This window comes from Leclercia sp. TB492 (genome assembly GCF_049974505.2).
Taxonomy (GTDB): domain Bacteria; phylum Pseudomonadota; class Gammaproteobacteria; order Enterobacterales; family Enterobacteriaceae; genus Enterobacter; species Enterobacter adecarboxylatus_C.
Genome location: NZ_CM127572.1, coordinates 2,494,852 through 2,508,498 on the forward strand (window position 1 = coordinate 2,494,852; position 13,647 = coordinate 2,508,498).

Consider the following 13,647-nt stretch of genomic DNA (forward strand, 5'->3'; position numbering starts at 1 on the left):
AATGAGGCCGTCAGCAACCATGCTTTTGGCGTTGTATTTATGCTGTTGAAAGAGGCGCCGGGCTGATGCCCGGCGCCGTGCGGATTTACTTTTTTGTGGCAGAATCTGGTTCAGAAATGATTAGGTGCAGGGTTGGGGTCTTTTAACCCACAGATACCTCGACCCGCGCGCCTAATCTCCGGGCTAGCCCCCTGGCGCCGTCGCGCATCACCCTGTCGTGGTTCCAGCGAAAAATGGGGCCTGCCAGCGGGGCAAGCACGTTCATCCAGCGAGCGTTGGTGCGGATATCCCAGTCATACCGGACGATCGTCTCCCGCCCCCGCTCGGTCAAAGACCACAGGCCACGCCCTTCCACCTCGCCGCTGGCTTCCCCTTCCAGCAGGCATAACGGCTGAATCGTTAATACATGAATATCAAAGGTGATGCGATACGGGAGCGCGCCCTTCCAGGTATAGCGATGCAGGGCCCCGATCCCCCGGACATCACCTTTCTTGATTTCGATAACCTGCACCAGACTTCCCCACCATTCGGGCCATAAATCTGGATGAGACAGGATCTCCCAGACCTCCTGGACCGAAGCCTCAACCCGCCAGACGGTGGAAAACTGATAGTCAGCCATAGCGCTCTGCTCCCGTCAGGGGGTGAAAAAATCAGGAGGGAAACCCACGTCGATCGCCATGGCCTCCATCAGCACGGTTTCCAGTAATTTGCCCCCCAGCCCGTAGCTGACCACCTTGGCAGGCAATGTGGATTGTTTATCAAACCAGACCTCATAGCGATGAACCGCATCGACGGCCTTACCTTCGGGGCCGACCACCGACAGATGCAACGTCGGTTTCCCGGCGAGGGCCTCTTCACCGACGAGGGTGTTTGTGCCGCCCTGTTGCAGACGACGAATATTATTCAGCAACACGCCAATGTCGGACCGATCCACCCGATGACCATTTTCATCCGTTATCAATGAATCCGTGGGGGACAGGTTGAGAACCGGAAAGGTCCCCGCGCCGAAGGGCCACAGCTTCACCTTGCCATTGTCCGGGTTATAGATGAGCACCGCCCCGGCATGCGGGGTAGAAAAATCCATCCGCACAGAGCCCGGTTTACGGTAGCTGTAGCGGATGACTTTGGTTTCATCCCGGGCGGAGACGGAACGCACCATTACCTGATAAGACTGGAGCTGGGCAAAACGTTGCAGGGCGCGCGCAACGGGATCGGGGGTGGTTGAGCCCTGCAAAAAGGCCGCGGCCACCACCATCCTGTCCGCGGCGTGCGCAGGCTCGTGAAAGCTGAAGAGCAGCAATGCTGTCAGCATTACTGCCACAGAGAGATAGCCGCTGATGATGGTCTCCTGAAATAACATGACCGGGAATAGGATCAGTATGTCGGATAACCGTTGAATGTGCCCAGCATCGCGCGGCGGTAAAAAATGACGGACTGGCAGAGTTCAGCTAGTCGCAGAGCAGGGATTGTTTGACCTGGGTCGCTATTTTTTGTCGGCTCTCCTCTGTCGCCGGGTTAAAAACCACCATCGCCAGATCCGGCCGCCCCTCCACCGCAAAGGTCGAAAACTCAAGGTCTATCGCCCCGGCCTGCGGATGATAAATCCGTTTTACGCCCTCAGCATGGCTGGCGACATCGTTGCTGCGCCACCAGGCATCGAATTCGGGGCTCTGACGGGAAAGCTCGGCAATCAGGTTTTCGGTTTCCGGCGATGTTCCCGCTCGCGCCACGTCAGCCCGAAAGGCGTTAACCACCAGCCGCGCTATCGCCTGCCAGTCATCCTGCGCACGGCGTACTTGCGGATCGGTGAACAGCCGGCGCAGAACATTACGTTCCGAGGCGGGCAACCGCGAATAATCGGTTAAAACGCATGCGGCAGCACGATTCCAGGCAATGACATCCCATGCGACGGTTTTGACGATCGCGGGGATGCTAAAGGCATCAAGAACCCGTTGCAAACGCGGCGTGATATCAGCAGAAATGGTGAACTGCGTATCGGGTGGATGGCCAAAGGCCAGAATAAACAGGTGCTCGCGTTCCGGTGAGGTCATGCGCAGCCCGCTGGCGATACGGTTAAGCACTTCCCGCGACGGGGCGCCGCCACGCCCCTGCTCAAGCCAGGTGTACCAGACTGGGCTGATACTGGCGAGCTGAGCAACCTCTTCACGGCGCAAGCCGGGCGTACGCCGTTTGCCCGCCATAAAGCCAAACGCGGCGGGATCGAGACGCAAACGCCGCGCCCGCAGGAAATCACCCAGTGACTGCATTGCCGTGTGCATCGTCGTCATCCTGTTAGGGTTTATACCCTGATAATGTCTCTACTTTTCTCGTCTGACTATAGCGCTACTCTGTTCCGGAACCCTAATCTGGAGGTGTGTTATGCGAATTTTCCTCACCGGCGCAAGTGGATTTATTGGCGCCCGGATCCTTACTGAACTGCTGGCGGCCGGACATCAGGTAACCGGCCTTGCCCGCACGGACAGCAGCGCGCAGGCGCTCAGCCATGCGGGTGCCGACGTTCATCGCGGTACGCTGGATGAACCCGATACGTTAGCGGCGGGAGCGCAGCACGCTGATGCCGTGATCCATACGGCTTTTGATCATGATTTTCACCGTTTCGTCGAGAACTGTGAGAAGGACCGGCGGGTTATCCGCGCCATGGGACAAGTGCTGCAAGGCAGCGATCGTCCATTAATCATCACCTCCGGAACGGGCATCGGTGATGACGACGCCGCGGCCATTGCCCGGGAAAATCAGTTTAAAGCCGGGAATCATAACCCCCGCGTAGCAACCGAACTTGAGGGCAATGCGCTGCTCGCTGAAGGCGTTAATGTCCAGGTTGTGCGGCTGCCGCAGGTTCATGACACCCGGCGTCAGGGCCTCATCACCTGGTACATTCAGCACGCGATTGAGAAAGGCGTGGTTGCCTGCATTGGTGAGGGAGATAACCGCTGGTCGGCGGCGCACGTCAGCGATGTCGCTGCGCTGTACCATCGGGTGCTGGAGCATGGCGAAAAGGGTAAGCGCTACCATGCCGTGGCTGAAGAAGGGGTGCCCCTACGGCAGATCGCGGAAACCGTTGCCCGTAAGCTCAATCTGCCCCTGATATCGCTCCCGCCCTCAGAGGCTGAGGCGCATTTTGGCTGGCTCGCTATTTTTGCCGCCTCGAACCTGCGAGCATCATCGGCCTGGACGCGTCAGCAGTTGGGCTGGCATCCCACCGGCCCCGGCCTGCTCGACGATCTTCAGAATCTGGATTACGCGCCGCTATTAACGTCCCGATAGCCGCTATCCCCAGGGTCACCGTTGCGGCGCCGGCGGCAGGATCTGGCCTCAGCGCGGAAGTAGTTGCTGCATGGCCAGACCCGCCAGCCGCACGGTTTCCTGCAGACGCGCCAGGCTATCCCCCGCCCGGGCTTTCGCGGAGAGGCCAGACATCAGCGTACTGATAAAGTCCGTCAGCCGGACGGCCTCCTGCGGGTACCGGGCGGCAATATAGTCCCGAATGCTATTTTCAGCAGCCGTATGCAAACCGCACGCCGCCTCACGCGCCTCGGGGTCGTTGCAATGGGTGCCTTCCACAACCAGGCACCCGGCAGCCGTCGGATCGGCAACGTAGCGTCTTGCCGCCTCGTTCAGGACGTCCATCAAACAGTCAGCCACCGGACGGTCGTGACGCAAAAGCGACGTAAAGGGGATCGCGCCGGTGTGGTTATAGCGCGCCAGGACGCGGGTATACAGCCCGAATTTACTGCCAAAGGCCGCATAAAAACTGGGCGGATTGATGCCGAAGGCTTTTGTCAGATCCGCAATACTGACCGCGTCATAACCCCGTGAGTGAAACAGGTATTGCGCCGTTTCAACGGCCTGCTCAGGATCGAACCGGCGGGGACGTCCTGGGGTACGACTATTTTTTGTAGTGACCACTACATTACTCCTTGACGGCACGGATGGCCGACACATATTGTAATGCTCACTACAATATCATGAGGAGCGTGTTATGGCTGCATTACAAAAGAGATCGGTACTGGTTTTGGGGGGGAGTCGTGGTATTGGGGCGGCTATAGTCCGGCGTTTTGCTTCCGAGGGCGCGTCGGTGGTTTTCAGCTACGCCGGGTCGCCAGACGCCGCCGCGCAGCTCTCCGCTGAAACCGGAAGTGTTGCGGTGCAGGCCGACAGCGCCGACCGGGATGCGGTAACAAAGCTGGTGCGTGACAGTGGGCCGCTGGATATTCTGATCGTCAACGCGGGGATCGCTCTCTTCGGCGATGCGCTGGAGCAGGACAGCGATGCCGTCGATCGTCTGTTCCGTATCAACATCCACGCGCCTTACCATGCTGCGGTCGAGGCTGCCCGGCAGATGCCGGACGGCGGACGCATTATTGTTATTGGTTCAGTCAATGGCGATCGCATGCCCGTTGCGGGGATGGCTGCCTATGCGGTCAGTAAGTCCGCTCTGCAAGGGCTGGCGCGCGGCCTGGCACGGGATTTTGGCCCACGCGGCATTACGGTCAACGTCGTGCAGCCCGGCCCCATCGACACCGATGCGAACCCGGAGAGTGGTCCGATGAAGGAGCTGATGCACAGCTTTATGGCCATTAAACGGCACGGACGTCCGGAAGAGGTGGCAGGCATGGTCGCCTGGCTGGCTGGCCCGGAAGCGTCATTCGTGACCGGAGCCATGCACACTATTGACGGCGCGTTTGGGGCGTAATCTTTCAGAGGGAGAGTCGGCGAGGCGCTTGACGAAGCGCTTTCTGACCTCCTTATAGCCATTATTTTCATAAAAATTGTGCGCCCTGACTCTTCTTTCACTGCTTGAAAGCTCAATCTGCGTACAGCCTTTATCAAGGGCGTGTTGCTCAGCGGCGAAAAGGAGTTTCTGACCAATGCCTGCCCCCCGTGCCGACTCATTGATCACCAGGGCGGAGAGCAAAGCCCACAGGCCACCCTCATGCACAGGGGTGATAAAGTTCACCACAATCACGCCGCAAACGTCCTGCTCTGCTTCAGCCACTAACACGTTGTAATCGGTCTTCGCGTCGTTAATGTGTCGTTTCAGGTTCTCAGGATCTGTCTGGTAGCCCAACTGCAGAAAAAGCGTTTGCAGGGAGGGGATGTCTTTTAACGCTGCTGCCCTTATTAAGGCCATTGCCATAAACTCCTTAAGTTAAGTTCAACGAAACTATCCGAACCTTACTCATCAACGCAAGTTCGCGCTCCAACAAACCGTTCTGGAAAACCTCATCATTCTGTGGCAGTCGCCGGGCTACGCTTGCCCAGCCTACGGACTGCATTCATTAGATTGACTTTTTTTACTACCGGTCGATATTATGAAACAAATCGGTCAATATAACACCTCATCGGCTCTCTATCATTCAGGAGAAACAGCATGTTCACCGGCTTGTGTGCTTTCCCGTTAACCCCTGTCACCGCCAGCGGCGTGGATGAAGAGGGGTTCCGTAACATTCTGGCCCGCCTGACGGCAGCCCGGGTGGATTCACTGGGCATTCTGGGGTCAACCGGAAGCTACGCCTTCCTGACCCGGGAGCAGCGCAAGCGTATCGCCACGCTGGCTAATGAGCTTGCCGGAGATATTCCCATGATGGTCTGCGTGGGCGCGGTCAGCACTGATACCGTTTTACGTCTGGCAGAAGACGCGCAGGCGGCGGGTGCGGATGCCCTGCTCCTTCCGGCGGTCAGTTACCAGCCGCTCAGGGATGACGAGGTGTTTGCCCTCTTTGAAACCGTCACCCGACATGCTTCAGTCCCGGTCTGCGTCTATGACAATCCTGGCACCACCCATTTTACCTTTACGGATGAACTGCACGGGCGCCTGTCGTCCCTGGACGGCGTGCGTTCGGTCAAAATCCCCGGCGTCCCGGATACGCCAGCCGCTGCCGTCGATCGCGTCGCGGCGTTACGCCACCGTCTTCGCCCCGGCGTGACGATCGGGATCAGCGGGGATGCGTTTGCCGGGTTGGGATTAAATGCCGGCTGCGAGGTGTGGTATTCCGTCTGCGGGGGCTTATTCCCGGAGACGGCAAAACAGATCGCCCAGGCCGCGGCGATGAACGATCCTGCCCGCGTCACGGCCCTGACCACCCGCCTGGAGCCCTTGTGGGCGCTTTACCGTAAGCATGGCGGAAGCATCCGGGTGATTGCCGCCGCCGCAGGCGTGCTGGGGCTGACCGATACCGACTGCCTGCCCCGCCCTCTGCAGCCGCTGCCAGCGGAAGATATCGCAGAGATTGCCCGGGTAATAACCGAGCTGGAACTGAAATAACCCCCCTCCGGGACCGGGTCAGAGGTTAATACGATCCTGTCGACGCCCGACGTCCCGGCATCATTACCAGCAGCGCCAGCGCTAACGGCACCAGAGAGCCCCACAACACGGCGTTCCAGCCGTACAGATTCAGCAGTACCCCTGACGAAAACGACCCGAGGATCATCACGCCAAAAACGACGAAATCATTCAGGGACTGGACCCGGGTCTTCTCCTCCGGCCGGTGATACTCAATGATTTTCGCCGACGCGCCAATAAAGCCGAAGTTCCAGCCGATCCCCAGTAAAATCAGCGACAGCCAGTAATGGACGATCTCCGTGCCACCAAGCCCGGCGAAAACCGATCCGGCGCTAATCACCAGCCCCGCAGCCGCAACCCGCATGGCGCCGAAACGGTCGATAAGCTTGCCGGTAAAAAATCCCGGTCCGTACATGGCGATCACATGCCACTGGATCCCCAGATTCGATGCCTGCTGAGAAATACCGTGCATGTGCATCGACAAGGGCGCGGCTGTCATCAGGAAGTTCATCACCATATAGGTGACAGCGGCGCTGAATACCGTTCTCAAAAAGCCGGGTTGACGCACGATCTCGCCCAGAGGACGCCCGGCGGAGGGCGCTGCCGCCGCTGCGGGCTCTGCCGGGATCACCCCCTTCAGGATGAAGGCAGACATTACTGCCACCAGCGCCTGGCGAGCCTGTTCGGCTTTGTCCTGACGGTTACAGCGCGACATGGCAGCTTTACCGGCGCCGCTCAGGAGCTGGGCGTGACGCCTGCCGCCGTAGGACAGCTTGTCCGCTCGCTTGAAGCCTGGGTCGGGCACCCGCTGCTAAACCGCACCCGCACGGGCAAAGAACGGCTTACCCTGGTGGATGACGCGCAGGAGGCGCTGCAGGATATTACGCAGGGGCTGGCTAACCTGGAGGCAGGTTTAAATAAGCTGCGAGGCCGCCGGGCGCGATCGGTGGTGGTGCTGACCGCGTCACAGGTGCTGGTGATGAACTGGCTGATGGATCGTCTCAACCGCTTTGCGGAAAGCCATGAAACTATCGATCTGCGGCTCAACGTGACCGAAAAGCTGATGGATGTCTCCCACGGCGAAGCCGATATCGGCATCCGCTGTGGTCAGGGGGACTGGCCCGGTGTGAACAAGACCTGGCTAATGGATGAAGAAGCCGTGCTGGTCTGCAGTCCACGTCTGGTGCCGCCCCAGAAAGTCGCCTGCGGTGAATGGCTCGCTACGCAAAAATTAATTCATGACGACACGCCTCATCCCGGCGCAGATTTTCCTTCCTGGGAGGCGGTGCTGAGCGCGATGAAGGCACCCGACGTCCGGGAAAGCCGGTTGCCTATTAATTCGACCTCCGCAGTGATACTGGCGGCGCTCAGCGGTCGTGGCATCGCCATTGTTCGTCGCGCTCTTGTCAGTCAGCTGATTGAGACCGGACAACTCGTCCAACTGCATCCTGACCATCGCTGGCCGCTGAAATGGTCCTATTACGTGGTTACCCCCCAGCAGTCTGTCATGCGCAGCGAAGTAAAACGCTTTCATGACTGGCTGGTGCAGGACGTGATTGCCAGTAGTGCGCAGTCCCGGACGGTTTAAATCAGAGCGTCATCATCATTTCATGCCACGCCATTCCGCCGTGATCGGACGCCGAGGGCTTGATATAGCGGTAGCCAAAATGGGCGTACAGATCGACGTGGCGATCTTTACACATCAGGTGGATCGTCTTTTTGTTCATCGCCTTCATGCGTGACACGAACTCACGCATCAGCAGTGACGAGTAGCCTTTCCCCTGAAAATCCGGATGAACCACCACGGACATGATCACCGCGTTTGGCGCATCCGGATCGTGGCCCACCAGCTCTTTAAACGCTTCATCGGACATCACCACTTCCCCTGCACAGCCCGCATTAATGAATCCGATGACGCTGCCCTCCAGCTCTATACAGAGGAAGCCTTCCGGGTAGCGGTTAATGCGGGTGGCAATTTTCTCACGCGTTGCCGCTTCATCCCCTTCGTAGGATGTGATTTCAATTTCATAGCAACGATCAACGTCAGCTGGGGTTGCCTGGCGGAATACCGGGGTGGTCATATTATTGCCTCTTCATCATGTTGTGAGCGACAGGTTACCTTTTTTCTGACAACCGCTAAATCCCCCCAAACTGCGGGCCGAGCGGCAACGTAATCACACCGCTCTCCGCCCCAGTGGCTATACCGCTTGACGGCGAAAAATCTACGCCCCGTTCCGCCAGGATCGTCATGACCTGTTCAAACTCCGCGGGCCCGACGGGCCGGGGCTGCCAGAACGTCTGCTGATTATCAAGCAACACCGGATGCAAGCAGAGCTTCGGCTGTTCGCCGCCCACCTGTAGCCGCACGATAAAGCCGTAAGGGGGAACGTTGCGCTGGCGGTATTCGCCATTGCTGTTAAACACGCCATTACCGATGCTGTAGACCACCCACGCATCGCCCAAACGCTCAATCTCGCCCAGCATATGCGGCCCGGAACCGATAATCAGATCTGCCCCTGCACGCGTCAGCCTTTTTGCCAGCGCTCGCTGTTGTTCACCTGTCCAGCGATAATCCATGCCCCAGTGAGCAAGCACGATGGTTGTCGCCGGATTATCACGCGCTTTTTCTGCACGCAGTTGCTCAATCAATTCGCCGCTGATGCAGGCCGCGCCCGCCCGACGCGGCTGCGCATAAAACGCGCAATCCTGCTCCATATACAGCCGGAACCAGTACGCGCTATAAAATTTAAACACTTTCCCGCCAACCGAGATCACCAGCGGCGCGCTCGCCTGGCGAGCATTTAGACCGCTGCCAAAGCTGACGATATCCTGCTGGCGGAACGCGGCCAGGGTCTGTTTCAGCCCTGCTTCGCCGGCATCCATACTGTGATTATTCGCCAGCGCCACCGCATCCACGCCCGCACGTCGTAGTGCTGCCGCAGAGCGTTCAGGATCGCCGATCAGGCAGAAGGGTTTGCGCCCCTGCAGGCTCTGTGTGGTGGCTGTCCCCAGCGCGGCTTCGAAATTAGCAATAGTGTAATCGCTCCGGGCGATCAGCGGCCGAAGCCCCTGAAAGGAGTAATCGTAGCCATGGTGCTGGAGCGCATCATCAATCCCCTTCTGCTGGCGCTGTCGGGTATACCACTCGCCATAGTAGGTATCGCCAATGAGGGTAAAAACTGCCGCCTTTTTATCCAGCGAGACCGTTCTGTCATCCCGTTCTTCGGTGACGGATGTCTCTGTGCCTTCCGCCTGCGCCAGCAATTTATCAAGCTGATAATCCAGATGGAACGCATCGCTGGCACCCGCCACGCAGGCGAGCCAGACCTGCTTTCCGATACGCTGGATCGCAAACCCCCAGCGCGGAGAGCCGCCAGAGGTATAGCTGTAACCGGCACGACCATCCATCTGCATATTGGTCGTTTTACGGTACAGTTTGTCGCCAAAGGTCATTTCACTTTCAGCAAACCAGTGCAGGAGATGGGGATAATGCTGATAGAAATGGCGGATCATCAGAGCAATATCCTGCAGGGTCGTGCACTGCCCGTCGCGCAGACGCCCCGAGACGCTGTGCAGTCGGGTCCGGGTCATTCCTATGGCATCAGCCTGTTTCTGGATCCCTTCTCGCGCCGTCTGGTTATCACCAAACAGATACTCACCAAGATTAATCGCCGCGTCGCGGGCATTCTCAATCAGCATGGCCTGCACCAGCGACTTCACCGTCAGGCTGTCGCCCTTTTTCAGACCCAGTGACGGCCCCTGCTGTAGCACCTTTGCCGCAATTTCCCGGACCGGGACTCTCTCCACCAGCGAGAGTTTTCCCTCCTGCAACCGTTGAGCGCACAGCAAGGCCAGCAGCAGTTGACTCAGATGCCGGGGGGTTAGCGTATCCTCCACATGCCGGGCTACGGGCGTCTCGCCCGTTGAAAGATTAACCAGCAGGGTAGCGCAGCTCTGTACCGGCCGTGGCGCCTGAGTCTGTTCGTGCAGTAATTTCACGACCTCACCAAAATCCGATTCATAGGGATCGCCTTTGACCAGCACGATATCCCCCTCACGCAGCGTCTTCAGCACAGACTCCACCATGGCGCCAGCCTGCATAAAATGCCCACCCGCCCGCGCGGGTGGCAGGATTTCATGGAGATAACGCATCTCCTCGCCATGAACAAAGACCTGGTGAAAACCGGCGGCTGACAGCGGTTCCGCCAGCGAACGGTGAACTTCCTCTGCTTTATCGTTCAGGTTGATAATGCGTGCCAGCACCGCAATTAAGCGCCCCCCTTTTTCCGCAGCCTGGCGCGCGGCAAAATCGAACGCATTGAGCATCGACAGGTATTCTGCGCTGTAGCTGTCATCAATCAACGTTACGCTGCCGCCTGCGGGAACGGGCAGTGACGAGATCTGCATTTTCCGGCGTTGGTTACGAAATGCAGCAAGCTGTTTGCCGATTTGCGCGGCCTCCAGTCCCAATAGCCTTGCCGCTATCATCACCGCCACCGAGTTTGTTGCAATCCCCTTCCCCGGCTCATCGAGACGATAACGGATCGTTTCGCCCTGCAGGCAGATGCCGATATCAGACCCCTTCATATCCGACACAAACCAGGTCACGGGCACATCTGCCAGCGGGTGAAAGCCGTAGCTGATAACGTTCGCGCCATAGCGCACCGCATCCTGATGCACCTGTTCATATTCCGCGATATCACGATTCACAATGGCATAGCCGCCAGGAATTATGCCGTTACAGACCCGGGCCTTATGCCGGGCAATATCCTGGAGCGTGCGGTTATTTTCACGCACCTGAGTGATACCCACTTCCGTGATAATACAGATATGCGGTTTTATACGCAGACCCACGCCACCATTGCGCATCCACAATGCAGAAATAGCGGCCTCAATAACCACATAGTCAGGGTTAACGCCTGCGCGTGCCAGCGTCAGCGAAACACCCGTACGCGAGTTATTATTGCCTTGCGTCGTCACGACCGATCCCGCAGAAGAGAGCACGGCGCTGAGCATGTCTTTGGTTGAGGATTTACCGACGGTGCCGGTTATCGCGACGGCTTTTCCATTAAACCTGCGCCGCGCTTCGGTCCCCAGTGAAATAAGCGCCTCATACGAATCCTCAACCAGAAACTGCGGAAAATCGGGCGGCAATTCGGGAATATAGCGTTGCACTACTGCGCCACAATAATTCGCATAGTGCTTTTTCAGATAATCATGGGTATCGGACCATCTGGCGTAAATTCCGGTATTACCGGTTCCTCTTAGCCAGGTATCGACATCCATGGCAACAAAGAGACGGGGAACGCCTCTGCCACGATCGGATGAAAAAATGGCAATATCCTCCGCGTGCCACCCCGCCGTGGTAGATACAAGCCATTGTCCTTTCAACAAATTTTCGAAATCAGCTGCCGTCCATCCTGCATGATTGTTCACTGATATATATCCCTTATTATTAAAAACGACATCCCTGTTAATTTGCTATTAACGTTGGTGTTGCTCATTATTTTTGCGCCAACCAACGGAAATATTTTCTACAGTAGACATGACAATGGGGGCAATCAAGTTGCGGGGGAACGGCGACTGTTTATTGAATAACCATTTCAGATGTAAGTGTTTATAGTGATTCAGAATATCTTTTTTGTAAGAATTTTCGGACCTGACAGAAAAGGCGGGAAATATCCCGCCGCACTGGGTGTAATAATCGCCGTGTTATACACCTGAATGTATTTCACGGAGAGCCGTCCTGTTAATCCGCCGATTTGACGATATAGGTCACCACGCCAAAGATATCGAGCGAATCTTCGCTGCCTACGACGATGGGCGAATAGGCGCTGTTCATCGGGTTAAGCTGCACCCGGGGTCTGAGCTGGAGGCGCTTTACCGTAAACTCCCCCTCCACCGCCGCGATCACAATATCCCCGTGCTGCGCCGTTCTGGCGCTGTCGACAATCAGCAGATCGCCGTCGCCAATGCCGGCATCAATCATCGAATCCCCGGCCGCTTTCACGAAATAGGTCGAGCTGGGGTGCTGGATCAGCAATTTGTTCAGGTCGATACGCTGTTCCACGTAGTCCTGCGCCGGGCTGGGGAAGCCGCACGGCACAACATCGCTGAAAAGGGGTAGCGCGATCACCTCGCGCAGCGCTGCAAGTTGGTAAAACACCATGATTCGTTCCTCGAATACTGTTTTTATATACAGTAGTCGTAGCGAAGAGCGCAGGCAAGTCACGGTGCAGCAGCGGCTGTTTATTGCTTAACCGCTTCGCTTATAAGTGATTAATGTGTTTGAGAATATTGATTTTGTAAATATTTCAGGGCGTTGCATGGACGGCTCCCTCTCTCTTGCGGGAGAGGGGAAACGCCGGGCGGCACTGCGTTTGCCCGGCCTACGTGCTCCTCAGTTAATCAACGCATCAATCGCCACGCGCCCGTCCGGCGTTTGCAGCCAGCGCGGCGCGTTGAGCGTATCGGCGTAGAAGTTCACCAGCTCATACAGCAGCCCTTCTATCACGCGCGCCATCTCCGGCGGCAGAACGTTGCCGATCAACAGCTGCGTGAGGGTCTGACAATACAGGCCAAGCTGGTCGCTTTCCGGTTCGAATGCAGGCAGGCGCGAGGGCAGATCGTTAAGGGTGAAGCGGCCCACCAGGTGCGGCGGGATAGGCTCGTTGAGCGTTGGTTGCAATAACGCGAGACAGGCAGAAAGTCGGGCGCAGAGCGCCAGCTTTTCAGCGGGATCGTCGCTTTCCAGCAGGGTATGGGCAAAGCGTTCGCAGTGGTTCGCCAGCTCGGTGAAGTCGGTGTTATGGGAGAACGGTGTGGTAAATAAAGCGTGATCAAGAGTTGGGGTTGTAGCCATAGTGGCAATCTCCGATTAAGTAATGTCATCGATAAAATTTGCCAGGGTTCCAATCCCGACGCCTGATTTTGCAGGCGCAACAGGAAGATACTGCGGGGAGAACGAGGCGACAAGCCTGCAAAACCATTCCCGGAAGACGCCTCGCAAAAAATTTAACGCAATAGAGAAATATCATAAAGATAAACAACTTACAGCAGCGCACTGGTCCGGCTGAAAATCGCTGAGGCGTTGACCGCAGGCCGGGGCGAGGCGCATGGATGCGCCGAGAGGGCGTGACCTACATGGATGTAGGATCACGCCCGCCCCGATAGCCGGAGGGAATAAGCCGAGGGCACCGCGAAGCGGCGATTTTCTTTGCCGGGAGCCGGGGTAGCCAGGGGGGAGGCGGCGAGCCCCCCTGGCACGTTCACGGGTTCGGGCATATCAGAGAAGCAAGGAACGTGAAGTGAACGGAACCACCTCCGCCGCCGCATGTTCCCCG

The 13,647-nt window shown here is 57.6% G+C and carries 13 protein-coding genes and 1 pseudogene; 4 read left to right on the top strand and 10 right to left on the bottom strand.

Features of this window, described 5'->3' with window-relative positions; translation table 11 throughout:
• Positions 1 to 142: 142 nt before the first annotated feature.
• From ACP4QI_RS11800 to ACP4QI_RS11810, 3 genes are all read right to left on the bottom strand, one after another.
• Positions 143 to 619 carry an SRPBCC family protein gene (locus tag ACP4QI_RS11800; protein WP_426494557.1) on the bottom strand — a complete coding sequence of 159 codons (477 nt, stop codon included), beginning with the start codon at positions 617 to 619 and terminating at the stop codon, positions 143 to 145.
• 15 nt (positions 620 to 634) lie between these two features.
• A complete protein-coding gene (locus ACP4QI_RS11805; RefSeq protein ID WP_426494556.1) occupies positions 635 to 1,360 on the bottom strand; it encodes a LolA family protein in 726 nt (241 codons plus the stop codon).
• Between the two features lie 88 nt (positions 1,361 to 1,448).
• Positions 1,449 to 2,279 carry a helix-turn-helix transcriptional regulator gene (locus ACP4QI_RS11810; RefSeq protein WP_426494555.1) on the bottom strand — a complete coding sequence of 277 codons (831 nt, stop codon included), beginning with the start codon at positions 2,277 to 2,279 and terminating at the stop codon, positions 1,449 to 1,451.
• 100 nt (positions 2,280 to 2,379) lie between these two features.
• Here ACP4QI_RS11810 and ACP4QI_RS11815 point away from each other — a divergent pair, with 100 nt between their 5' ends.
• Positions 2,380 to 3,285 carry an SDR family oxidoreductase gene (locus tag ACP4QI_RS11815; RefSeq protein WP_426494554.1) on the top strand — a complete coding sequence of 302 codons (906 nt, stop codon included), beginning with the start codon at positions 2,380 to 2,382 and terminating at the stop codon, positions 3,283 to 3,285.
• Positions 3,286 to 3,333: 48 nt separating this feature from the next.
• Here ACP4QI_RS11815 and ACP4QI_RS11820 read toward each other — a convergent pair whose 3' ends face one another.
• Positions 3,334 to 3,927 (bottom strand): TetR/AcrR family transcriptional regulator, encoded by a 594-nt coding sequence (locus ACP4QI_RS11820; RefSeq protein WP_307763780.1) that lies wholly within the window; start codon positions 3,925 to 3,927, stop codon positions 3,334 to 3,336.
• 73 nt (positions 3,928 to 4,000) lie between these two features.
• On the opposite strand from ACP4QI_RS11820, the gene bdcA reads away from it, so the two are divergent.
• Positions 4,001 to 4,714: an SDR family oxidoreductase gene (bdcA, locus tag ACP4QI_RS11825; RefSeq protein ID WP_426494553.1), complete on the top strand. Its 714-nt coding sequence runs from the start codon at positions 4,001 to 4,003 to the stop codon at positions 4,712 to 4,714.
• On the opposite strand, the gene ACP4QI_RS11830 is transcribed toward bdcA, so the two are convergent.
• Positions 4,664 to 5,152, bottom strand: coding sequence for a GNAT family N-acetyltransferase (locus tag ACP4QI_RS11830; RefSeq protein ID WP_426494929.1), 489 nt, complete (start codon positions 5,150 to 5,152; stop codon positions 4,664 to 4,666). The two genes, bdcA and ACP4QI_RS11830, sit on opposite strands and share 51 nt — an antisense overlap.
• A 240-nt stretch (positions 5,153 to 5,392) precedes the next feature.
• Between ACP4QI_RS11830 and ACP4QI_RS11835 the strand changes: the two genes are divergently transcribed.
• Positions 5,393 to 6,286, top strand: coding sequence for a dihydrodipicolinate synthase family protein (locus tag ACP4QI_RS11835; RefSeq protein ID WP_426494552.1), 894 nt, complete (start codon positions 5,393 to 5,395; stop codon positions 6,284 to 6,286).
• A gap of 25 nt (positions 6,287 to 6,311) precedes the next feature.
• On the opposite strand, the pseudogene ACP4QI_RS11840 reads toward ACP4QI_RS11835, so the two are convergent.
• A pseudogene (locus ACP4QI_RS11840) lies at positions 6,312 to 6,977 on the bottom strand (MFS transporter); the annotation flags it as partial.
• Here ACP4QI_RS11840 and ACP4QI_RS11845 point away from each other — a divergent pair.
• The gene (locus tag ACP4QI_RS11845; protein WP_426494928.1) at positions 6,975 to 7,892 is read left to right on the top strand and encodes a LysR substrate-binding domain-containing protein; all 918 of its coding nucleotides are present in this window, start codon (positions 6,975 to 6,977) and stop codon (positions 7,890 to 7,892) included. The pseudogene ACP4QI_RS11840 and the gene ACP4QI_RS11845 overlap by 3 nt on opposite strands.
• A gap of 1 nt (position 7,893) precedes the next feature.
• On the opposite strand, the gene ACP4QI_RS11850 is transcribed toward ACP4QI_RS11845, so the two are convergent.
• From ACP4QI_RS11850 to ACP4QI_RS11865, 4 genes are all read right to left on the bottom strand, one after another.
• Positions 7,894 to 8,385 carry a GNAT family N-acetyltransferase gene (locus ACP4QI_RS11850; RefSeq protein WP_426494551.1) on the bottom strand — a complete coding sequence of 164 codons (492 nt, stop codon included), beginning with the start codon at positions 8,383 to 8,385 and terminating at the stop codon, positions 7,894 to 7,896.
• A gap of 55 nt (positions 8,386 to 8,440) precedes the next feature.
• Positions 8,441 to 11,479 carry a CapA family protein gene (locus tag ACP4QI_RS11855; RefSeq protein WP_426494550.1) on the bottom strand — a complete coding sequence of 1,013 codons (3,039 nt, stop codon included), beginning with the start codon at positions 11,477 to 11,479 and terminating at the stop codon, positions 8,441 to 8,443.
• Between the two features lie 574 nt (positions 11,480 to 12,053).
• Complete coding sequence (locus ACP4QI_RS11860; protein WP_142490102.1) at positions 12,054 to 12,473, bottom strand: translesion error-prone DNA polymerase V autoproteolytic subunit; 420 nt, start codon at positions 12,471 to 12,473, stop codon at positions 12,054 to 12,056.
• A 231-nt stretch (positions 12,474 to 12,704) separates the two neighbouring features.
• Positions 12,705 to 13,166, bottom strand: coding sequence for a hypothetical protein (locus tag ACP4QI_RS11865; RefSeq protein WP_142489646.1), 462 nt, complete (start codon positions 13,164 to 13,166; stop codon positions 12,705 to 12,707).
• Positions 13,167 to 13,647 lie beyond the last annotated feature (481 nt).